This window comes from Mesobacillus foraminis (assembly GCF_004340465.1).
In the GTDB taxonomy this organism is placed as follows: Bacteria; Bacillota; Bacilli; order Bacillales; family Cytobacillaceae; genus Mesobacillus_B; species Mesobacillus_B foraminis.
In genome coordinates, this window is record NZ_SLVV01000011.1 from 249,982 (window position 1) to 272,030 (window position 22,049).

The 22,049-nt window shown below is 45.7% G+C and carries 20 protein-coding genes; 15 read left to right on the forward strand and 5 right to left on the reverse strand.

Annotated elements, in window-relative coordinates:
- Positions 1–17: 17 nt before the first annotated feature.
- A complete protein-coding gene (locus EV146_RS20650) occupies positions 18–398 on the reverse strand; it encodes a hypothetical protein (RefSeq protein ID WP_373566089.1) in 381 nt (126 codons plus the stop codon).
- A 413-nt stretch (positions 399–811) separates the two neighbouring features.
- Between EV146_RS20650 and EV146_RS20655 the strand changes: the two genes are divergently transcribed.
- From EV146_RS20655 to EV146_RS20665, 3 genes are all read left to right on the forward strand, one after another.
- Complete coding sequence (locus EV146_RS20655; protein ID WP_132010366.1) at positions 812–1,618, forward strand: basic amino acid ABC transporter substrate-binding protein; 807 nt, start codon at positions 812–814, stop codon at positions 1,616–1,618.
- A 153-nt stretch (positions 1,619–1,771) separates the two neighbouring features.
- On the forward strand, positions 1,772–2,428 hold the full coding sequence (locus EV146_RS20660; protein ID WP_121609904.1) for an amino acid ABC transporter permease: 657 nt from the start codon (positions 1,772–1,774) through the stop codon (positions 2,426–2,428).
- A complete protein-coding gene (locus tag EV146_RS20665) occupies positions 2,425–3,147 on the forward strand; it encodes an amino acid ABC transporter ATP-binding protein (RefSeq protein ID WP_132010283.1) in 723 nt (240 codons plus the stop codon). The genes EV146_RS20660 and EV146_RS20665 overlap by 4 nt, the downstream gene beginning before the upstream one ends.
- A gap of 71 nt (positions 3,148–3,218) precedes the next feature.
- Here EV146_RS20665 and EV146_RS20670 read toward each other — a convergent pair whose 3' ends face one another.
- Positions 3,219–4,877: a glutamine--tRNA ligase/YqeY domain fusion protein gene (locus tag EV146_RS20670; protein WP_132010285.1), complete on the reverse strand. Its 1,659-nt coding sequence runs from the start codon at positions 4,875–4,877 to the stop codon at positions 3,219–3,221.
- 215 nt (positions 4,878–5,092) lie between these two features.
- On the opposite strand from EV146_RS20670, the gene EV146_RS20675 reads away from it, so the two are divergent.
- Complete coding sequence (locus EV146_RS20675) at positions 5,093–6,235, forward strand: acyl-CoA dehydrogenase family protein (protein WP_132010287.1); 1,143 nt, start codon at positions 5,093–5,095, stop codon at positions 6,233–6,235.
- 281 nt (positions 6,236–6,516) lie between these two features.
- On the opposite strand, the gene EV146_RS20680 is transcribed toward EV146_RS20675, so the two are convergent.
- Both EV146_RS20680 and EV146_RS20685 read right to left on the reverse strand, forming a co-directional pair.
- On the reverse strand, positions 6,517–8,172 hold the full coding sequence (locus EV146_RS20680; RefSeq protein ID WP_132010289.1) for a M20/M25/M40 family metallo-hydrolase: 1,656 nt from the start codon (positions 8,170–8,172) through the stop codon (positions 6,517–6,519).
- Between the two features lie 141 nt (positions 8,173–8,313).
- The gene (locus tag EV146_RS20685; RefSeq protein WP_132010291.1) at positions 8,314–10,308 is read right to left on the reverse strand and encodes a methyl-accepting chemotaxis protein; all 1,995 of its coding nucleotides are present in this window, start codon (positions 10,306–10,308) and stop codon (positions 8,314–8,316) included.
- A gap of 270 nt (positions 10,309–10,578) precedes the next feature.
- Here EV146_RS20685 and EV146_RS20690 point away from each other — a divergent pair, with 270 nt between their 5' ends.
- The 4 genes from EV146_RS20690 (at position 10,579) to EV146_RS20705 (ending at position 14,448) form a co-directional block, all read left to right on the forward strand.
- On the forward strand, positions 10,579–11,787 hold the full coding sequence (locus EV146_RS20690; RefSeq protein ID WP_132010368.1) for an MFS transporter: 1,209 nt from the start codon (positions 10,579–10,581) through the stop codon (positions 11,785–11,787).
- Positions 11,788–11,916: 129 nt separating this feature from the next.
- Positions 11,917–13,089: a HEAT repeat domain-containing protein gene (locus tag EV146_RS20695; RefSeq protein ID WP_132010293.1), complete on the forward strand. Its 1,173-nt coding sequence runs from the start codon at positions 11,917–11,919 to the stop codon at positions 13,087–13,089.
- A 129-nt stretch (positions 13,090–13,218) separates the two neighbouring features.
- Positions 13,219–13,977 (forward strand): threonine/serine exporter family protein, encoded by a 759-nt coding sequence (locus tag EV146_RS20700; protein ID WP_121609897.1) that lies wholly within the window; start codon positions 13,219–13,221, stop codon positions 13,975–13,977.
- Positions 13,978–13,995: 18 nt separating this feature from the next.
- Positions 13,996–14,448, forward strand: a complete 453-nt coding sequence (locus tag EV146_RS20705; RefSeq protein WP_121609896.1) for a threonine/serine exporter family protein — start codon at positions 13,996–13,998, stop codon at positions 14,446–14,448.
- 213 nt (positions 14,449–14,661) lie between these two features.
- Here the strand turns inward: EV146_RS20705 and EV146_RS20710 are convergent, their stop codons facing one another.
- On the reverse strand, positions 14,662–15,654 hold the full coding sequence (locus tag EV146_RS20710; RefSeq protein ID WP_132010295.1) for an NADPH:quinone oxidoreductase family protein: 993 nt from the start codon (positions 15,652–15,654) through the stop codon (positions 14,662–14,664).
- Positions 15,655–15,988: 334 nt separating this feature from the next.
- On the opposite strand from EV146_RS20710, the gene EV146_RS20715 reads away from it, so the two are divergent.
- The 7 genes from EV146_RS20715 to EV146_RS20745 all read left to right on the forward strand — a co-directional run bounded on the left by EV146_RS20715 (position 15,989) and on the right by EV146_RS20745 (position 21,926).
- On the forward strand, positions 15,989–17,170 hold the full coding sequence (locus EV146_RS20715; RefSeq protein ID WP_181215952.1) for an MFS transporter: 1,182 nt from the start codon (positions 15,989–15,991) through the stop codon (positions 17,168–17,170).
- Positions 17,151–19,280: a molybdopterin oxidoreductase family protein gene (locus EV146_RS20720; protein WP_132010297.1), complete on the forward strand. Its 2,130-nt coding sequence runs from the start codon at positions 17,151–17,153 to the stop codon at positions 19,278–19,280. The genes EV146_RS20715 and EV146_RS20720 overlap by 20 nt, the downstream gene beginning before the upstream one ends.
- Positions 19,281–19,362: 82 nt before the next feature.
- Complete coding sequence (locus EV146_RS20725) at positions 19,363–19,914, forward strand: 4Fe-4S dicluster domain-containing protein (protein WP_121609893.1); 552 nt, start codon at positions 19,363–19,365, stop codon at positions 19,912–19,914.
- A 203-nt stretch (positions 19,915–20,117) separates the two neighbouring features.
- Positions 20,118–20,849 (forward strand): Mrp/NBP35 family ATP-binding protein, encoded by a 732-nt coding sequence (locus tag EV146_RS20730; protein ID WP_219916422.1) that lies wholly within the window; start codon positions 20,118–20,120, stop codon positions 20,847–20,849.
- 61 nt (positions 20,850–20,910) lie between these two features.
- Positions 20,911–21,441: a Rieske 2Fe-2S domain-containing protein gene (locus EV146_RS20735; protein WP_121609891.1), complete on the forward strand. Its 531-nt coding sequence runs from the start codon at positions 20,911–20,913 to the stop codon at positions 21,439–21,441.
- Positions 21,434–21,637 (forward strand): hypothetical protein, encoded by a 204-nt coding sequence (locus tag EV146_RS20740; protein WP_121609890.1) that lies wholly within the window; start codon positions 21,434–21,436, stop codon positions 21,635–21,637. The genes EV146_RS20735 and EV146_RS20740 overlap by 8 nt, the downstream gene beginning before the upstream one ends.
- Positions 21,638–21,710: 73 nt before the next feature.
- Complete coding sequence (locus tag EV146_RS20745; protein ID WP_132010301.1) at positions 21,711–21,926, forward strand: hypothetical protein; 216 nt, start codon at positions 21,711–21,713, stop codon at positions 21,924–21,926.
- Positions 21,927–22,049 lie beyond the last annotated feature (123 nt).

A 22,049-nucleotide genomic window follows, 5' to 3' on the forward strand; every position in this document is an offset into this window, starting at 1 on the left:
GAGGACCAACCCCGCTTTTAAAATCCGTCTTCCGCGGTGAATGGGATATTCAGCCGGTTCTCTACTGTCCGGAGGCGCTGGTTGAGACGGTTTAGCCTGCGGGTGGTTCTGACATCGTTTTGATTCAGCCTGTTTACTTCCTGGTTCAGTCGGTTGATTTCTCTATTAAGGCGGGCAGTCTCCTGATTTTGCCTTCTATTTTCCTGGCTCAGCCGGTTTAATTCCTGTGTCTGTTCCCGGTTCTGCCTCTCAAGGGCAGCGATTCGCCTCTCAAGGGCAGGCTGTCTGGACAGTTCATTTTCTTCTTCAGCATCAAAGGTATTTTCAATATAAGAGGCTGGATGATTGTACGGATCAAAATAGTTCAGGTTATATTGCTGCTGATAAAAAGGGTCTATCCCAAACTGCATGGTTTCCGGTGTCTGCTGCCTCGCGTATGGATGGGTTTCCATTAAAGGGTGGCCTTGCTGGAGGCCAGGATAAAATCCATAATGATTCATTGGGGCATCTCTCCTTTTGGTGGCGGTAAATACCCTAATACATTATGTGGGTGAATGTGGAATGACAGGGCGATAGCCCATGTATATATAACTATGGAAAAGGCAGCTTAGTGCCGGCCTGTCCCAAAGTATAGAAGTGAATAGTATATTGATAAAATAGTTTGACAAGTTTTTTTATAGGATTTATTGCATACACATGCAAAGCAAGATATAATAAACCACATAATAATATAGAAAATTTGGAAGATTGTCCTTTTTTAGAATAAGAGAATCAAGGGGGAAATGTTGTGAAAAAGAAAAAATGGTTGCCGATGCTCAGCCTCATGTTCGTATTTGCCTTATTTTTAACGGCATGCGGATCCAGCTCTTCACAGGAGTCATCAGGGGAAGCTGAAACAGAGGAAAAAGAAGAGAAAAAGACATTGCGAGTTGTAACAGATGCAGCCTATGCTCCAATGGAATACCAGGATAAAGGAGAAGTGGTCGGCTTCGACATTGACTTCGTAAAAGCCGTTGCAAAGGAAGCGGGCTATGAAGTTAAGGTTGATCATGTCGGATGGGATCCAATCTTTGTCGAGATCGAAGGAGAACGGGCAGATTTAGCTGTTTCATCGATTACAATCAATGACGAAAGAAAACAGTCGTATGATTTCTCTGTGCCGTACTTTCAATCAACCAATAAAATCCTTACTCCGGAAGGCAGTGACATTAAAAGTGCCGAAGACCTGAAAGGAAAAAAGGTTGCCGTCCAGAACGGAACAACCGGTCAGGCGGCGATGGATGCCCTGCTTGGGAAAAATCATAAAGACATCAAAAAATTCGAGGATAACAACCTTGCAATCATGGAAATGGAAAGCGGCGGTGCTGCGGCGGTTGTTGCCGATAACGTTGTTGTTGAAGAGTATGCAAAGAACAATCCTGATAAAAAATTGACGGTCATTGAAGATGCTGATTTTGACTCCGAATTCTATGGACTGCTTTTCCCGAAAGGCAGCGATCTGCCGGAAGAATTCAATAAGGCGATCAATTCTATCCTCGATGATGGCACTTATACTGAAATTTACAAGAAATGGTTCGGAACGGAGCCTAATATCGATGTTTTAAAAGAACAGCAATAATGGAAAAGAAATTGCGTAACTGTCATTTAAGTTACGCAATTTTTATCTAGACTTTCTGGCAAGAGCACATTGGGAAAAGAGGCGGCGCGAAACATCTGAATGTTAAGACGCTCTGACCCAAGCAGTTTTGCATAGATTATTGGGGGGGCAATAATGGATTTTCGTTTTGATATCATCGCGGAATATACACCTTTCCTGGTGAAGGGGACCCTGCTGACAATTGGACTGTCAATTGCAGGAATCCTCATAGGGACGGTGCTTGGTTTACTGATTGGACTGGGGAAGCTGGTTAATAATAAATTGGCTGCTTTTCCGTTTAACCTTTATATTACTTTTTTTCGGGGAACACCGTTATTTGTACAGATTTTACTGGTTCATTTTGGAGTCGTGCCATTATTCATGGGTGAAACGAATGCCATCATTGCGGCCATCATTGCATTATCCTTAAATGCAGCCGCTTACATAGCTGAAATTTTTCGGGCTGGCATCCAGTCCATCGACAGGGGACAGATGGAGGCAGCCAGGTCGCTGGGCATGAACCAAAGGCAGGCGATGAGGTATGTGATCCTGCCTCAGGCATTCAAACGGATGATTCCGCCGCTTGGAAATGAGTTTATCGTCTTAATTAAAGAATCGTCGCTTGCTGCCGTTATAACCGCCCCGGAAATCATGTATTGGGGACGAGCCATGGCAGGACAGTACTATAAGGTCTGGGAGCCTTACCTGACTGCGGCCCTGATTTATCTCATTTTGACGATCAGCTTGAGCTTTTTATTAAATAGACTTGAAAGAAGGCTGAACACAGGATGATAAAGATCCATAATCTCAAAAAGTCATTTGGTGAAAATGAAGTCTTGAAAGATATTAATCTGGTGATCAATCCTCAGGAAGTAGTGGTTGTCATTGGCCCGTCAGGTTCAGGGAAATCAACGCTGCTGCGCTGCATCAACCTGCTGGAAACCATCACTAGCGGCCATATCCTTATTGAAGGCAAGGATATTACCGACAAAATGAATGATATTAATAAAATGAGGGCAGAAGTGGGAATGGTCTTTCAGCAGTTTAATCTGTTCCCTCATAAGACGGTCATTGAAAATATCATGCTTGCACCTGTTAAGGTCAGAGGAATTGCCGAGGAACCAGCACGGCGGAAGGGCCTGGAGCTTCTCCGCAAAGTCGGCCTGGAGGAAAAAGCCCTTGCTTACCCGGATTCGCTGTCAGGGGGACAAAAGCAAAGGGTAGCAATTGCAAGAGCTCTGGCCATGGAACCTAAAATCATGCTGTTCGACGAGCCGACCTCAGCCCTCGACCCTGAAGTGGTCGGAGAAGTCCTTGAAGTCATGAAACAGCTTGCGAGAGAGGGAATGACCATGGTCGTCGTAACGCATGAAATGGGCTTTGCACGAGAAGTCGGGGACCGGGTCATCTTTATGGATGGCGGGTATATCGTCGAGGAAAACGAACCAAAACAGCTATTTGAAAACCCGCACCAGGAAAGGACACAGGCCTTCCTGAGCAAGGTGCTTTAACGGATTAAAATAAAAAAGGGTGCCTGACCCCCGGCGCATTCATGCGCTAAAGGGGGTCAGGCACCCTTTTTTTATTTAAGTTTGAATGAGCTTTTAAGTGAGACAATCCGGTTGAACACATGCTTTTCGGACGTGCTGTGCTTTGGATCGACATTAAAGTAGCCGTGGCGGAAGAACTGGAATTTATCCTGTGCCTTCGCATCTTTCATATTAGGTTCAATGAAGCCTTCAAGGATCTCAAGGGAATTTTCATTGACATAATCAAGGAAGGACTTATCTTCGCCTTCATCTTCATTCAGGTCGGCATCACGGATGAGCGGCTCATATAAGCGGAATTCTGCCGGCAAAGAGTGTGTTGCATCCACCCAGTGAAGGGTGCCTTTCACTTTTCTGCCGGTAAAGCCGGAGCCGCTCTTTGTTTCGGGATCATAGGTGCAGCGAAGCTCGATGACATTGCCGTTTTCATCCTTAATAATCTCTTCGCACTTAATGAAATAGGCATGCTTCAAACGAACCTCATTTCCGGGGAATAAGCGGAAATATTTAGCTGGCGGATTTTCCATGAAATCATCCTGCTCCACATAAATCTCGCGGGAGAAAGGAATTTTCCTGATTCCCATTTCCGGGTTTTCCGGGTTGATTTCCGCATCAAGCCATTCGACTTCACCTTCTGGATAGTTGGTGATGACCACTTTTAAAGGCTTAAGGACTCCCATCGTTCTCGGTGCCTTGAGTTTCAGGTCTTCGCGGACAAAGTGCTCGAGCATCTGCTCATCAACAGTGGAGAAGCCCTTCGAGACACCGGCTGCCATAACAAATTCCCTGATGGCTTCCGGAGTATATCCTTTTCTCCTTAAACCCGATATGGTCGGCAGACGAGGATCATCCCAGCCGTCCACATACTTCTCATCCACAAGCTGTTTGAGCTTGCGTTTGCTCATAACCGTATTGGTAAGATTTAACCGTCCGAATTCAATCTGCTGAGGGGTTGCTTCCATCTCGCACTCCGCGACCACCCATTCATAAAGAGGACGCTGGTCCTCGAACTCCGTCGTACATAGTGAGTGGGTTACCCCCTCAATTGCATCTTCAAGAGGGTGGGCAAAAGCATACATTGGGTAGATGCACCATTTGTCACCTGTATTATGGTGAGTGGCATGGGCAATTCGGTAAATGACAGGATCGCGCAGGTTTACGTTTGGCGATGCCATATCAATTTTTGCCCGAAGCACCTTTTCACCATTTCCGAATTCGCCTTTGCGCATCCGTTCAAACAGATCAAGATTCTCCTCAATGGAGCGGCTGCGATATGGGCTTTCTTTTCCTGGCTCCGTCAGGGTTCCGCGGTATTCACGGATTTGATCGGCATTGAGATCATCGATATACGCTTTGCCTTTTTTGATCAGCAGCACCGCCCGTTTATACATTTCTTCAAAATAATCGGAGGCGAAAAACAGATTATCCCACTCGTAGCCAAGCCATGATACATCTTCTTTAATGGAATCCACATACTCCTGGTCTTCCTTTAAAGGGTTTGTATCATCGAACCTGAGGTTGGTCTTGCCGTTGAACTCATCTGCCAGGCCGAAATTGATCACAATTGACTTCGCATGGCCAATATGCAGGTAGCCATTCGGTTCAGGCGGGAACCGGGTAACGATCTTGTCGTGCTTGCCAGATTCCAAATCTTCTTTAATTATCGTTTTAATAAAATTAGAATTCTCTTCCAATCTGATCCGCCTTTCCATTGTTTATGTAAAGTATTATCATCATTATACCTTTCTATAGAAGTATATACTAATAAGAAATGATCAGAAATACAAGTGCGGCAAAGGGGGAAGTTCAAAGTTAAACAAACGGGGGATAATCTGTTATTTTTAATATATACACTTTTTATCTATGAGGCAGTGGCCGGAAGGTAAGAATAGCAGGGAGTGAAGGATAGGTGAATTTTCAAGAGGCAGGATCATTGGAGGAAAGGCTGGAGATCATGGGCAGCCTGGCTGGAAGATTTGCAGAACGGGCCGCCAACCTGGATGAGGAAGGAAGCTTTCCGTTTGCAAATATAGACGATTTAAGAAATTCGGGTTATACAAGCCTTACGGTTCCAAAACGGTATGGGGGAGAGGAAATCTCTTTATATGAAATGGTCCGGCTGCAGGAAAAGCTTGCCGCAGGGGATGGATCTACGGCACTCTCCATAGGCTGGCACATGGGCATAATGAAAAACCTTGGTGAAAAGAAGCTTTGGGACGAGGAGATTTACAGGAAGGTCTGTAAAGAAGCCTTAGCAGGGGCACTGCTTAATGGGGCCGCGAGTGAAGCGGGCACAGGGAGCCCGACGAGAGGGGGAAGACCCCAGACCACTGCTGAAAAAGATGGGCAGTACTGGGTTCTCAATGGCAGAAAGACGTTTACAACGATGTCACCGGTTCTGGACTATTTTATTGTCTCTGCATCGGTTCAAGACAGCGACAAGACCGGGAACTTTTTAATACATCGTTCAGCTGAAGGCCTGAGCATTGAAGAGACATGGGATAGTGTGGCGATGCGGGGTACAGGAAGCCATGACCTTGTCCTCAAAAATGTCAGGATAAGTGAGGAATGTTTTGTTGAAGAATTTGTTCCAGGAAAGAAAGGAGCCAATGGCTGGCTCCTCCATATTCCTGCGTGTTACCTGGGAATTGCCTGGGCTGCACAGACCTATGCGGTTCAATTTGCCAATGAGTACTCGCCGAACAGCATTCAGGGGACCATTATCGATATCCCGGCCGTGCGGCAAAGAATAGGCGAGATGGAGCTTGAATTAATGAAAGCCCGCCATTTCCTTTACTCCGTGGCGAAACAGTGGGATTCCTCCAGTGAAGAGGATCGGGCTCAAATGTCTCCAGAGCTGGGCGCAGTCAAGCTGGCAGTCACGAACGGGGCCATCAGGGTAGTCGATCTGGCAATGAGAATTGTAGGAGCACGGAGCCTGTCACAAAAAAATCCGCTTCAGCGCTACTACCGGGATGTTCGTGCAGGTCTGCATAACCCGCCGATGGATGATATGACCATCGAGCTTCTCGCCAGGTCCGTCATACGTTAAATTAGAAACAGGAAAGGGTACGGACAGCTCCATAGTGTCCGTACCCTTTTCGCTTTTAGTGCAGAAGCCGATTTTATTTGCCAAGATGAGGATCTGATTATTCAAACATCTTACCCCTGTTTTTGTCATCCAGCCTCCGCATTTCAAAAGGCTATGTTTGTTTTCTGGACGAAATCCAAGGGAACGGGATCGGATTTTATTTCCCTGGGGTACCACGGGCAAGGGAAGCTTTTCCCATCAAGAAATCAGGGATCTCATGTTCCAATCATCAAGCGATTCCTTTATTTCCCTCCAATCAGCTCCTTTATAACCATATTGGTCAGGTTCGGAACGGCTTCCAGTGAGTATTCAAGCTCCATTCGTTCATATTTTTTATGGGCATCAAGGCCATAGGGCCCAATATTGACGACTGGCACGTTTAAACGGCGCACATCCTGGTAGTTCACCAGCAGCTTTGATCCCCAGCTTGGGTTATTTTTTGCTGCGGTTTCCAGTGCCGCTTCATCATCGCTCAGTGCGACGAAGCTCATGTCCGAAATATATGGGAAGAAGTCCCGTACGACAATTGGCTTTGAATACGAAGGCTGTAAAGCTGCCACTGCTTTATCCAGGGCTTCCATCAGATTCTGTTCTTCCGGTCGATCTCCCTTAAGTTCAACCCTTGGCGAATAGAGCGAGGAATAAAAGAGAATGATCCCCGGACTTTTATCAGGCATCCATTTCCATGCTTCCTCGACTGTTTTAGCCGCAAACATCCGGACGTCCAGCGACTGATCATTTAGAAGCTGCTGCTTGAAGTCTTCTATATATCGGGTGTATTTTTCCCCGTGTGCTTGTGCCAATTCTGCTTCCATGTCCCCGTAAGTCATTACCCTCACTTTCCAGGGCAGCTCCCGGCAAGGTTCGCCGGTCATCCTGCAGAATCGCTCGTATCGCTCTTTTAAAAGGGTCAAGGCATTCGTAAAGGCGATCTCTGCCTGTACAGTCAGCTTCTCAAGTACATCCTTTGGCGACCAGGAATGAATGAAAAAATTATAATATACGTAAGCAGATAAAGCTGTCTGAACGGTATAAGCGGGTTTCAGATCCATCTGTTTCAAGGAAACAGGGGGTACAGTGGTTTCGCCCAATGCCTCATTGCATAGTTCCGGATTATAATCCAGCTGCCTTGTCAGCTCGGCTGCGATCAGATTGGGATCCAGCCCTTCGAAACATGAGCCTACATGTGTTTCCGAACCTGTAATAAAAAAGGAAGGGAGCAATTTCCCAACAGTTCCTTTATAAATGTAGCGGTTTTCATCCCCTTCGTGACGGGGAGCAACAAAATCGGCATTGATGGCGGCTATATAATTGAAGCCGTGCTGTTCCTTCCAGGCCTGCAGGTCCTTAAGGGCTGATAATATTCCATGCGAGCTGTCTTCTTCATCGCATTCAGCCAGGAGTACGAGATTTCCTTCAAGCTCGTCAGGATGTTCGGAATAATATTTTAAAAGATACAGGTGGCTGGCAACCCCGCTTTTCATATCAAGGGTTCCGCGGCCAAACATCCAATTTCCGGATTCAGCATGGGCCCGTACACTCTCCGGAAGGGCTTCTTTTTTGATTGCTTCCAAAAGCTCATCGGGATTGCACGCCAGATCGGCCAGCTGGGTAAAATCATCAATTCCGACTGTATCAAGATGGCCCATTAGTATGACGGTATCGCTGCTGTCCGATTTTGTTCCTTTTACAAACGCAAGAACGTTATATCTCTCAAGCTCATCATCCGACGTCCGGGAAATCACAACCTGTTCGGGGAATTCCATGAAATAGGGCAGAGAGGCAATCATCGCATGCAATACCTGGGCAATTTCCTTTTCCCCGTTCGTATTGACGATGCTTTCGATATTAACAAGCTGCTTTGTATAAAATAAAACTTCATCCCGACAATCGAGCATTTCTCTCATTCCTCCTAATTGATTTGCTTCAAAGTTATTTATTGAAGAAAGACAAGTGTATTTCCCTGATATTCTAAACTATGCCGACTAGTAAAAAAAGAGACAGCGGCCGCTGTCTCTATTTGAATTATTTTTATTTTGCTATATTTTAAATCTCTTAACAGATTCCTGAAGTTCCTCAGCCATAAACGAAAGGGCAGCAGCAGAGGCAGCTATTTCCTGCATAGATGCAAGCTGTTCTTCGGTTGCGGCTGAAACCTCCTGTCCCTCTGCGGATGTTGACGCTGTGATTTCATCAATCTCGCTGACGAGCTCGACAACCTGGCTTGCGCCGGCCGACATTTGTTCGATCGAAGCAGAAACCTCCTGGATCTGTGTAGTAACGGTATCAACAAACTTTTGGATTTGCATAAAGGAAGTACCTGCAGAATCGACTATAGCAATACCTTTTTCCACCTCTGATGCACCTTTTTCCATTGATCCCACAGCAAGCCCGGTATCAGACTGGATGGAAGTAATCAAGTGGCGGATGCTTTCAGTAGATTTTGCTGACTGTTCGGCCAGTTTTCGGACTTCGGCAGCTACTACGGCAAATCCTTTTCCATGTTCACCGGCTCTGGCGGCCTCGATTGCTGCATTGAGAGCCAGAAGATTTGTTTGTCCGGCAATATCAGAGATGACATCGATGATTTGGCTGATTTCTTTTGAGCGTTCTCCAAGTGTGTTGATCACTGCACCAAGATCGTTCACGGTTTCACTGATGTTTTGCATCTGCTTTACGGACTGCTGGATGGATTCCACGCCGCTGGTTACAACCAATGCTGCTTCAGTCGCGGTCCCGGCCACGGTCTGTGAATTCGCCATGATGGTCTGGATGCCTTCAGCCATTTCTGTTACGACCGTAGTGCTTTCCCTTACCATATTCTTCTGTTTTTCCGTGCCTGCAGCAACATGCTGGATGGCGCTTGCCACCTGTTCAGTGGCGTGGTTATTTTGTTCAGAACTGGCGGTAAGCTCTTCAGAAGAGGAGGCCAGCTGATCCGATTTTTCGCCGACATGCTGAATCAAGTCTTTCAAAGCAAAAATCATTTTGTTAAAACTAATGCCAACCTGGCTGATTTCATCATTATTCCTAACCTTGAAGGACTGTGTTAAATTGCCTTCACTTACTCTTTCTGTAATCTCAACTAGTTCCTTGAGCGGTCTTGAAATGGACCGGGTAATAAAATAAGAAACCGTCAGGCCCAGGAGGATAAAGATAGCGATGATCACCAATGTATTGATCAGGATAGGTTTTGCAGCATCGTCGATTTCAGCCAAATTCATGGTTCCAACGATTTTCCAGCCTGTTAGCTCATTTGTATAAAAGTCCATTTCCTTTGGCGTTCCATTATAATCATAGCTAATATGTCCGCTGTCGGAGCGGTAAATCGTTTTCGACCAGCTCTCTGTTGCCGGATCTCCGCTTTTTTGGGTTGGGTGCACGACATAATTACCGGTGGTATCCAGTATAATTGGATATCCTTTTTCGCCAATCTTGATCAGGCTTGCCATTTCAAACAATTCTTTCAGGCTGATGTCAATCGCCAAAACACCTGACCCATCCTTCACTGACTGTGCAACGGTAATCAGGACATCACCGGTTGAGGCATCCGTATATGGATCGGTGGTGATCGACTTCCCATCGCTGGAAACAGCATCCTGATACCAGGATCTTTGCCGCGGATCAAAATCATCGGGTAAATCTTGATTTGGGTATAATATCATATCACCGGATGCAGTTCCAATATAAATTGAGGTTGCTTCCGGATGCAGTTTAGCATACTGCTCAAGCTTTTTTATCGTATTTCCCTTTTCCTTTGAGCTGTAGGAATCCTTATTAAAAAGATCCGAGAAATAGTTTGCATCGTTGATTTTTGGATCTAGCTGGTCTGATAAAAATTCATCCAGCAGCTTGACGTTCTCGCTTGCTCCGGACAGGATGGTTTCTTTCAGTTCCTTCACCGCACTGTTATAGGAAAACGTACCGATTAGCAGGGCAGGTATGATTAACAGGAGGATAAAAGATAAAAATAACCTGGTTCTGATGGTGAGGGTAGAGAATCTCCTCATTTTACTTCTTTTCTGATTATTCATGGCTGTATTCCTTTCTGACGATTTAATAGCGGGGAGGGAGTCCTCCGCTTTCTGTTTGATAGTAATATCGGAGGGAATATTGTTTTTTTCAATACAGTTTTAATCTTTTCTTTGGATAACTGAGACCATTTTCTCTTTTAAAATTTATTGATCTGTGCTAATATTTAGGAATCCGAAATATAATTTTAAAATGCAAATGTTGAAAGCAGCCGGATCTTTCCTATAAAGAAAGATTCTTTTTTAATGGTAATAACTGTTTACCTAAAGGAGATGGAGATTCTGAGTAAGAAAGAGCCATTGTGGACCAAATCGTTTATTATGCTGATGGTCGGCAACCTGTTTGTCTTTATGTCATTTCAGATGCTGATCCCAACCCTCCCGCCTTATATCAAATCCATCGGGGCTTCAGGGACCGAGATAGGCCTTGTCACTGCATTGTTTTCAATCGGGGCGGTTCTCAGCCGTCCGGTCATTGGCTATTTGCTTGAGTACAGGGACAGGAAGCCGCTTGTTCTTCTTGGGGCAGGTGCGCTGCTTGCCATCACCCTTTTATATCCGTTATCCCAGATCATCATGATGTTCCTTCTGTTCAGACTCATCCATGGTTTAGCCTGGGGCTGGTCCACCACTGTTACGGGAACCGCAGCGGTTGACGTGGTACCGAATTCAAGGCTCGGAGAAGGGATGGGCTATTACGGGCTGTCCATGACAATCGGGATGATCATTGCTCCAAGCCTTGGAATCCTGATTTTCCAGGTTACCTCGTTCACTAACCTTATCTATTTTTCTGCTATTCTCGGAGTCATTGCACTGCTGTTGCTAACTACTGTCACTTATCAAACTCCTGAAACAGTAAAACGAACGAAAAAAGAAGATTTGAAGTTTACCTATTTTGGGTCCTTTATTGAAAAGTCCAGCTGGTTTCCCGCTCTCGTTACGCTGCTTGTCTGCCTTGGCTACGGGTCCATTGCTACCTTTATCGTGATTTTTGGAGAAGAGAGAGGAATCAGCCAGATTTTTCTCTTTTATCTGTGCAATGCAATCCTTGCCACTGTATCAAGGCCCATTGCCGGCAAATGGTTTGATGAGAAAGGCCCAAAAGGCCTTGTGCTTACTATGATTGTCGTTACGTTTGCAGCGATGTGGGTTCTTTCCCTTGCCCATTCAAACTTGACCCTGGCATTGGCGGGTGTCTTGTTTGGAATCGGCTTTGGGACCCTGCTGCCGACTCTCCAATCCTGGACATTGTCTAAAACGACCCCGAACCGGCGCGGGATTGCCACGGGGATGTATCTATCAGCGATTGATATGGGAATAGGGGTCAGCGGACTGGTGTTTGGAATTCTGGCGCAGTTTGTTCAAACAGGTTCATTATTCCAAATATCAAGCATTTTCCTGGTTGCCGCTCTCTTTTTAACCCTGTTTGAAGGGAAAAAAAGTGCACGGGCCGAAAGCAGGAGACTGCGTAAAGCGCTATAAAGAAACAGTCATGCATGACCAAAGAGGCCTGGCAGCCAGAACCCTATTCTGGCTGCCGGCCTCTTTATTTGATTTCTTTTAATAAAAATGAAAAACTAAGAAGTACAATTTGCGTTCTAGGAGGAAGCAATGGAATTTCTTGAGAAAATACAACCTTATTTAATAAGTGATGACTTGCATATCCAAAGCTTTGTCCTCGGGGCCCTCACCGATTTCCCCGGCATCCCTGAGGATTGGACAGCCATGCTTTTAAAAGAAGCAATGAACAACAAAGAAAAAGAAACTCAGATTCTGGATTACATTGGCAAATTTCCTTTTAATGATCAGGCTGTGGAAGTCCTAGCAGAGGGGATTCGTAAGGCGGGAGACAATGTAAGGCTGCGTTATCTTCCGCTGCTTCACTCTCTTCAGCCCGAGCTCGCGGTCAGGCACAGGGATCAATTACAAAATTGGGTCAGCAGCCGTACCTGGGCATTGTACAAAACGCTTCTCAATGGGACGGAAGAAGAGACATGGGAAGAGTACGGTTCCTATTTGGCCAGTTTGGACGAAGCAGCGACTTTCAATCCTGAATTGTACTTTGGAGCCAAACTGCTTGCCAGGAAGCTGGTGGAAAGCGGCTGGATCGAAGAGTGGGAAATTGACGAAGACCTGGCAGAGGATATGAAGGAGGAATTCTTCTCCTTTAAGGGTATTTTTGCTGTTTATATGGCAGGCCAGATGAAGCTTGAAAAGCATATCCCGCTTTTTGCTGAATTGTTGACTGGTGAAGACGACCTCCTGATGGAGGAGGCTTCAGATGCCCTGATTTCGTTTCAGAATGATCAAGCGGCTGAAGCGGTGGTTCCTTATCTATCCGGCGAAGAGCCCTCTGTATATGCCATTTCCGTTTTGAGCAATATTAAAACGCCCCGGGCAGTGGAGCTTCTCCGGGAAGCCTTCCATAAAAATGTGGATGACCGAGAGCTCCTGATTGAAGCGCTTTGCCAGCAACTCTCTGCTGATGCCAGGCCTGAAATAGAGGAGTACATGGCCGCTCGCCATGAATCTTTCCTGATAGATGCCGAACAGACTGTCTATAGCTATTTTAAGATTTTAGGGATGGAACATAAGGAGTTAGGAAAGTGGAAGCGCAAGGCAGATGAAAAGGCCGAGAGTTTTAAACAGTATTTGCTGGAATCGGCTCAATCGACTTCCAACATCTCCTCAGAAACTCCGTTTATTCAATCACAGAAAATTGGCCGAAATGACCCTTGCCCTTGCGGCAGCGGGAAGAAATATAAGAAATGCTGCGGTGCCTGACTCCTGCTGGATAAATAAGATGCTAAGAATCTGTCATTGATTGATTTTTTCCTTTCGAGTAGACTGGTTTTAGTATTTGCGGATTTGATTAGCCGGGGGAATAGGCCCTGGTTTTAAGTGAGGATTTTTATGGAAACACGGGAAATGATTTACGATGTTATGGATGCCTGCCTCTTAGCAGGGAAAATTATGCTTCAGAGCGGAGCGGAAACATATCGGGTTGAGGATACGATGACACGCATTGCATCCTCTCTCGGTGTCGAATTGACACATAGCTATGTGACCCCTACGGGCATCGTTTTTTCGGTAGAGGGGACCAGGCCTGCAATGACCAGGCTCATCAGAATTTCCAATCGTACAACAGATTTGAAAAAGGTTATGCAGGTCAATGATGTTTCCCGGAGAATAAGCGGAGGTTCAATTGGCCTTGAGGAAGCCTGCAGCCAGCTGAGGGAGATTGAAAGATCAAGCGAAACGTATGGAATCTGGACCCAGATCATGGCAGCTGCCTTGGCGAGCGGCTGTTTTACGATCATGTTCCTGGGAGGGTGGCCTGATTTCCTTCCATCCTTAATTGCTGGAGGAGCGGGCTATTACTTTGTGGCATTTTTTCACCGTTTGATTCCGGTAAAATTTTTCGCAGAGTTTGTTGGTGCCGTAGTGGTTTGCGTGGTTTCGTTAGGATTTATCAGCTTTGGTCTCGGGAATGAATTGGATAAAATCATTATTGGCGCTGTTATGCCGCTGGTCCCCGGCCTTTTGATTACAAACGCAGTGCGGGATTTGATGGCGGGCCACTTAGTATCCGGGCTTTCGAAAGGTGCTGAGGCCTTTCTGACCGCTTTTGCTATTGGGTCGGGTGTTGCCGTTGTTTTATCTCTGTTATAAAGGTCTGGAGGAATAGAGATGGTATTTTTAGAGCAGCTTGTGACAAGTTTTATCGCCTCTGCTGCCTTTGTTGTTCTGTTTAATGCCCCAAAAGAGGCATTGCTGAAGTGCGGCCTTTCAGGAATGCTGGGATGGATCGTTTATTTCGGCTTGACTTACTCCGGCAGCGGGCCCATTGCAGGGACTTTAGCGGCATCCTTTCTAATCGCCGTCATCAGTCAGGTTTTTGCCAAACGATACAAGATGCCGATTATTATTTTCAGCGTCGCGGGAATCATTCCACTTGTTCCCGGCGGCCTGGCTTATGATACGATGAGGAATATTGTCGAGAGCGATTATAATACAGCTGTTGCCCTTGCAGTAAGAGCTTCCATGCTTTCGGGTGCGATTGCAGTAGGGCTTGTTTTCTCTGAGGTAATCAATCATGTATTCCGAAAACCGAGCATCAATCCTGGTAAAATGCAGCAGTAAAAACCTTTTGCCAGCAGAGGCCGCCATTAGACTATTTAATGGTAATTACCGTATATATGGTGTTATTATGTCAAAATTAATGAGATTCAGATCATTTCTCGGGAAATAGCGACAAAGATTTAACAATATTCATAATGACCTTATTTATTGTCAGATATTCTTTGAGAGTTAACGAAGCGCCGATTCAGCTGAATCGGCGCTTTTTTATTTAAGTTAAATCTTTACAACGGTCCTGCCTCGCATCTGTCCTTTTAGGATAGAGGAGAGCGCATCAGGAAGCGAGTCGAGTGTAACCTCCTGTTTAATACTATTAATCAAAGCCTCTGGCTTAAGGTCGGATCCCATTCTGTCCCACAATACCTTCCTTGTTTTCATTGGGCAATAAACGGAGTCGATGCCAAGCAGGTTGATGCCGCGCAAAATGAAGGGGAATACCGTCGCCGGAACATCCGTGCCACCGGTTAGGCCACTAACGGCAACAGAACCATTATAGTCCAGTTTGCTCAGGATGGATGCAAGTGACTTGCCCCCAACAGGGTCGACTGCCCCCGCCCAAACCTGTTTATCCAATGGCCTGAGTTTTTCACCGGACAGGTCACTGCGTGAGATCACTTCAGCTGCACCAATTTCCTTAAGGTATTCATGTTCGCTTTCTTTCCCGGTACTTGCTACGACGTGATACCCTCTCTTCGCTAGCATGGCCACAGCGATGCTGCCTACCCCGCCAGTTGCCCCAGTTACGAGAACCTTGCCTTTTTCGGGTGTAAGGCCATTTTCCTCCAGCCGATGAACAGACAGAGCAGCTGTAAAGCCGGCCGTTCCTAGGACCATGGATTCTTCTAAAGTAAGGCCATCGGGAAGCGGAACAATCCAGTCAGCCGGAATTCTTGCATATTCGCTGTATCCGCCATAGTGGGAGACGCCAATTTCGTAGCTTGTGGCAATGACGCTGTCTCCTTCTTTAAAGCGTGAATCACTGGAATTGATCACTGTGCCCGCCAGATCAATGCCAGGTATAAACGGGTAAGAACGGACGATTTTGCCGTCAGGGATACTGGCGAGGCCGTCCTTATAGTTAACACTTGAATAAGCAACCTTGATTTCTACCTCGCCTGCCGGTAAATCGGCCATGGTCAGCTCCGTCAATCCCGCAGAAAAATCCTCATCCATTTTGTTTACCATAAACGCCTTAAAAGGCTTGTCCATAAAATAACCCCTTTCTATTTCCTACTACTTAAAGTATATGGCAAGTTTTTTTTACCATCCAGCAAATGCTCCTGAAGAAAGAAGAGACTATTTCTGTTGTGACGTATTTCACATACACCCTTTCTTCCTTTTATTAAAATTTAGATAAAAAGGATGAAAGTCTTCTCGGAAGGGTGGCGTGTAGGTTCCAGCAGTTATTCGTTCACAAATTTTTAACAAACAGCAGGCGAATTTTTACTATTCACAAAGTGTTTACATTTAAAACATAAACAGACTTTTTGCCGTGTTAAGATTACTTTCGAACTCAAGCAATTCTCGTTAGGAGGCACGATTAATGATAAAACTGGAAAAATCCTTTTACTCCAAGGCAAGCATGTATTCTTTCTTTGCAGTTCTCCTTCTGTTCTTTTCAATGTGGGTGTCTACATCAAATTTTCTTCATATCGATATGGCCTTGCTTGGCTACATGATTTCCTCTTTCATTTTTGCCATTGGGCTGGGGATCCGCATGAGCTTTTGGCTTTATCGGAAAGCAACCAGCCGGGTGGCGTCGAGAAGCACCGAGAACCTGTTCGATATAGAACGGTTAAAGCGCAGTGCTAAATCCATTTTCAGAACATTGATTGATAATATCATTCTGCAGAAGTTCATTTTCAGGCGCGGGATTTACCGGGGCATTCAGCACATTATGATTTCCTGGGGCTGCCTCATTTCCTTCGGGGTTACCTTTGGGCTGACGTTCGGCTGGTTCCGTTTTGATTTGATTGATCCTGAAACATATCAGGTTGTTGTTTTTAATATCCCGACCATGACAATGGCCGCACACGGATTGTTTGCGGAGCTGGTTTATAACGCGTTGAATATCGGTGCAATCATGGTGATGATCGGTGTCTGCATGGCGCTTTACCGGAGGCTGACAAACTACGATGTCAAAGTAACCCAGCGTTTTGAGTTTGATATCCTGCCTCTGCTGATTTTATTGGCTGTAACAGCTACCGGTTTATTTCTGACCATTTCCTATACGTTCCTTGATGGCTGGATGCACCATTATATGTCGCTGACTCATCAGGTAACAGTTGTCATTATGCTGATGTATTTCCCATTCGGGAAGCTGTTCCACGTGCCTATCAGGCCGCTCGCAGCAGCTGTGCCTATGAGCTATCAGGAAATCGTTAAAGTGGACACGAAAGCATGCAAAGGCTGCGGTCAGCCTTACAGCAACGATGACCAGATTGCCGACGTCCAGGCGATACTGAAGGCTCAAGACATTGATTTCAAGCTGGCAGACGGAACGTATCTGTCGGATTATTGTACAGGATGCCGCCGGCGCATCCGTGTGATGAAACAAATGAATATGGAGGCTCCTATGGGGGACCCGTATGGCCCGGTCAATACGAACAATGGCATCCATATTTCAGGCTTCGGCAAAAAACGGTCGGAAGAATTTTATGGAATGGATAAAAAGGCAAGGGAAGATTCAAAGGAGGAAAATGAGCATGAGCCAGTTTCTCGTTAAAGAAGGCGTCAAAAACCAAATCCGCAAAGGTGAAAAATTGATCACAACTCATTGCTGCTACTGCGGGATGCAATGCGGGATGCATATCCGCGTCAATGAAAAAACCAACAAGGTTGTCGGTGTCGAGCCGCGTTATGACTGGGTGCTGACCCGAGGGAAGATGTGCCCCAAAGGGGTTACTGCTTACCAGACAGTAGACCATCCGGACAGGATTAAACGCCCTTTGATTAAAAAGAATGGCCAGTTTGTTGAATCCTCCTGGGAGGAAGCGCTGGATTTAATCGAAAGGAAATTTAAAGAGATTCAATCTTCCTGCGGGAAAGATGCAGTGGGTGTTTATGGCGGGGTTTCCATGACCAATGAAAAATGCTATCTTGTCGGAAAATATGCACGTGTCGGACTTGGAACGCGATATATCGACTATAACGGACGTTATTGCATGAGCTCGGCCGCTGGCGGTTTCAACAAAACGCTGGGAATGGACAGAGGATCAACGCTGCCATGGACGGAGCTTGAGCATTCAGACTGCTTCTTCATGTCGGGAACAAATACGGCAGAATGCCATCCAACCAGCATTCAGTGGTTTTGGAAGGCGAAGGACAAGGGAGCGAAGCTAATTGTGGCCGACCCCCGAGAAACGCCAACTGCCCGAGTGGCAGATGTCCACCTGGATTTGCTGCCCGGAACTGATTCAGCTCTTGCCAACGGGATCATGCATCTGTTAATCAAGCATGATTATGTAGACTATCAATATGTGGAGGAACGCTGCAATAACTTTGCAGAATTGAAGGAAATGACAGCGAAATTCACTCCTGAAGTGACCTCTAAAATTACTGGTGTCAGTGTAGAAAAAATTCTGAAGGCGGCCCACATCTTTGGCAAGTCACCCCGCTCAGTGGTGATGTTTGCAAGGGGAGTAGAGCAGCAGAGAAAAGGCGTCGACAATGTGAGTCTGTATACATCCATGGCATTGTTAAGAGGACAGATTGGGAAATTTGCTTCCGGGGTTGCCACTTTCACAGGCCAGGGAAATGGCCAGGGAGGACGGGAACATGGACAAAAGGCAGATGCACTTCCGGGCTATCGAAAAATTGCTGTCCCTGAACACAGAGAGTACATTGCCGGAGTGTGGGGCATAAAACCGGAAGAACTGCCGATGGAGGGTGTTTCTGCCTACGAAATGTTTGATCTGATGAAGAACAAGACAATCCGGGGAATGCATGTAATTTGCTCCAACCCTGTTGTATCTTCTCCTAATATTAACCATGTAACAGAAGCGATGAAAGAACTGGACTTCCTTGTTGTAAATGATTTCTTCCTTTCCGAAACAGCGGAATTCGCGGATGTTGTCCTTCCCGCAACAACCTGGGCTGAGGATGAAGGAACAACGACTAATATTGAAGGACGGATTATCCGCATCCGCAAAGTGGTGGAACCTCTGGGAGAGTCGAAGCCTGACTGGGAAATCCTGAAGCTGATTGCAGAGAGAATGGGCAAAGGGAAGCATTTTCAATACAATGAACCGAGAGAAATTTTTGACGAGTTGCGAATTGCTTCCAAAGGCGGAAAGGCAGATTACTACGGTGTCACCTATGAAAAAATCGACGAACTTGATGGAATGTTCTGGCCTGTCCCCGAATTGGATCATCAAGGGACACCGACCGTCTTTAAGGAGAAATTTGCCACTGATGACGGACGTGCCAATTTAGCTGCCATCGATTGGGAGGAGCCGGCTGAAGTTCCGAGCAGGGAATTTCCTCTCTGGCTTACAACTGGCCGTGTTGTTTTCCATTATTTATCCGGCAACCAAACGAGACGGGTAGACTTCTTAATGGAACAATGTCCGGAACCATATATCGAGATTCATCCTGAGCTTGGCAGCGCTTATCAGCTGGAAAATAACGAGAGAGTAAAGATCTCCACTCCTCGTGGAGAAATGACTGCTCCAGTCCGTTTTACGAAAGCAATCAGGAATGATACTTTGTTTGTTCCTTACCACTGGGGCAAGGAACTTTCCATAAACCAATTGACGAATCCTGCATTGGATCCAATTTCACGGATGCCTGAATTTAAGGTTTGTGCAGTTAAGCTAGAAAAACTTGCAAAATAGGAAAAGGCGGATGAAATGGTGCTCGTCCTAAAAACGAGTTTCCCAGAATACCACCATCGCTTTCCAAGGAGGAACGGCTAATATGAATAAAATAATGTATTTGGAATTTGAGCGCTGTATTGGATGCCGTGCCTGTCAGGCTGCATGCCGTGAGTGTGGGGACCATGATGCAAAGGAACGGAACTATGTTGAGTATGTTGACTTTACGGAATCCCGGCAGACCTTCCCCATGCTTTGCATGCAGTGTAAAGATCCGGCCTGTGCCCGTGTCTGCCCGGCTAATGCCATCCAAATCACTGATGAAGGTGTCGTTCTTTCTGCAATGGAAGAAAAGTGCATCGGCTGCCGGAACTGTACCTTTGGCTGCCCATTCGGCATCCCGAAGTTCGACTTTGAATCCAATAAAATGTATAAATGCGATATGTGCTATGACAGAACAAAGGACGATATTGCTCCAATGTGTGCATCTGTCTGCCCAAGTGAAGCTATTCGCTTCATCGATTTTGATGAAATGCAGCAATTAAGAAGAAGGCGTACACAAATGAACCTTGTGGAGGGCAAGAAACCGCAGGAAGGAAACAAGTGGGAGTACGTTCCGGAATTTTTCGGAGTATATACCGACTCTCAGCGATAGAACTGGAACGAGTTTTAAAGTTCCAGTCAATATGGAGCGGGCATAAGTTTTTTGGCTCTGCTCTTCTCTTGCTCCTGTGCCAGTCTTTTAGGAAGAACGCCCCAGTTTTTGAATATTGGAGGCTTATATCAGGACGGGTTAGGTAATAGTTAAATAAGCGTAATCGGAATCAGGAGCCAATAAAACAGAAGGGGTGCATCAATTTGTTAAAGGGAAATGTCCTTGCTGTCACAAGCGGCAAAGGGGGTGTGGGGAAATCCTCCATGTCTGTGAATCTTGCCCTCGCTCTACAGGAACTTGGGAAATCTGTAGCCATCATTGACTTGGATATTTACGGATTTAGTATCCCGAAAATATTGGATATCGATTATAAACCAAAAACATTCAACGGTAAAATTATTCCGGTCGAATCCCACGGCATCAAAGTCATGTCCATGGGCTTCCTGGTAAAGGACAATGAGCCAATCGTCTGGCGCGGGCCAATGCTGGGCAAGATGATCCAGCATTTCACGGAGGATGTCCTGTGGGGAGAATTGGATTATTTCATTCTTGATATGCCTCCTGGTACAGGGGATGTCGCCCTTGATATGCATCTCATGATTCCCGAGAGCAAAGAGATTATAGTCACCACGCCGCACAAAGCAGCGGCCTTTGTAGCGGAACGGGCAGGGGTGATGGCAATAAAAAGCAAGCATGAGGTAATCGGTGTTGTTGAAAATATGTCCTATTTCTTACCTGACGGGGTTCAGAAATACTTTATCTTTGGATCTGGCGGCGGAGAAGTGCTCGCTGACCAGCTTCATGTCGACCTCCTGGCACAGCTTCCCATCCAGGAGCCGGCTGAAAGCTCGGAAACTCCTGCCATAGCAATAGGCGGTACTCCTCTTCATAGGGAGTACATGAACCTTGCAAAGGTAATTGATTCGAAATTTTGACACCAAAACAGTTTGAAAGAGAACAAGGATTTATAAGCCACAATGCTGGAGGATTTCTCATATGAGTGATGATAAAAAGAAGAACAACCATCAAAACGATGATCAGGATATGATTAAGCTGATCGAGAATTTAAATCGTAAAGATGATGTAAATCTAAACAGAAGAGCATTTTTAAAAGCTTCATTCGGGGCAACAGTGGCCATTGGCCTTGCGACAACACCTTTTGGGGTTTTCTCTTATATGAGGGATGCTGATGGCAAGGTGAAAAGAGTGGAGATTGCGGATACAAAAGAGCTGGCCATCGGGGAATCAAAGAACTTTGCCTACCCTACAGAGGATGAACCTGCCCTGCTTGTGCGGACTCCCGACGATCAATACGTTGCCTACAATAATAAATGCACGCATCTCCAATGTCCGGTATTTTATGAGCATAAAGAGAATGTACTGTTATGTCCGTGCCACAAAGGTTACTTTGATGTGAATAACGGTCATCCGGTTGCCGGGCCTCCCCAGCGGGAACTTCCCAAAATACTCCTGGAAGTGAAAAATGGAAAAGTGTATGCAGTTGGGAGGGAAGTAAGGCATGGATAAAAAACGGGCCGCTTTTCTTTCCATATTCCTTTTTCTTGCTGTCAATATTGTCTGTCTGACAAAAGTGATAGAAAGCTACTACGGACAGGAATACGGTCATGTCTATACTTACATGACTGTCGCACTACTATCGACACTTTTTGCCGTGGCTGCCTTCTTCATCTGGAGAAAAGAAGAATATAAAAAAAGTAAATGATGCGAAAAATATCTTAAGTAGGGAATGAAAGCCAATCTGGTGGGGAATATAAGAGAAAAAGGAGGCTTATAATATGGGCTCCCATTCTCGTGAAGATCAGAAGAAAGAAACCATTGAGGCTGTTCTTGAAAACTCGCTTGAAATAGAAGAGGATTTAATGAGGACCTATTTAATTACTGCAGAGCGGATTCATGACGATGACGAACTGAAGGACCGGCTGCAAAACTTTGCTGAAGGAAATGCAAAGAGGACAAAGCAGCTGATCGATGAATTAAATAAAGATCGATAGAGAAAAACAGCGGATACAAAATATCCGCTCAGCTTGTGGAGAAAGGCACTATTTTTTCTTCCACAAGCTTTTTATTTGGTTCATTTTCTATATTTTTACGATTTTCTTCTTATTTTTAATTGG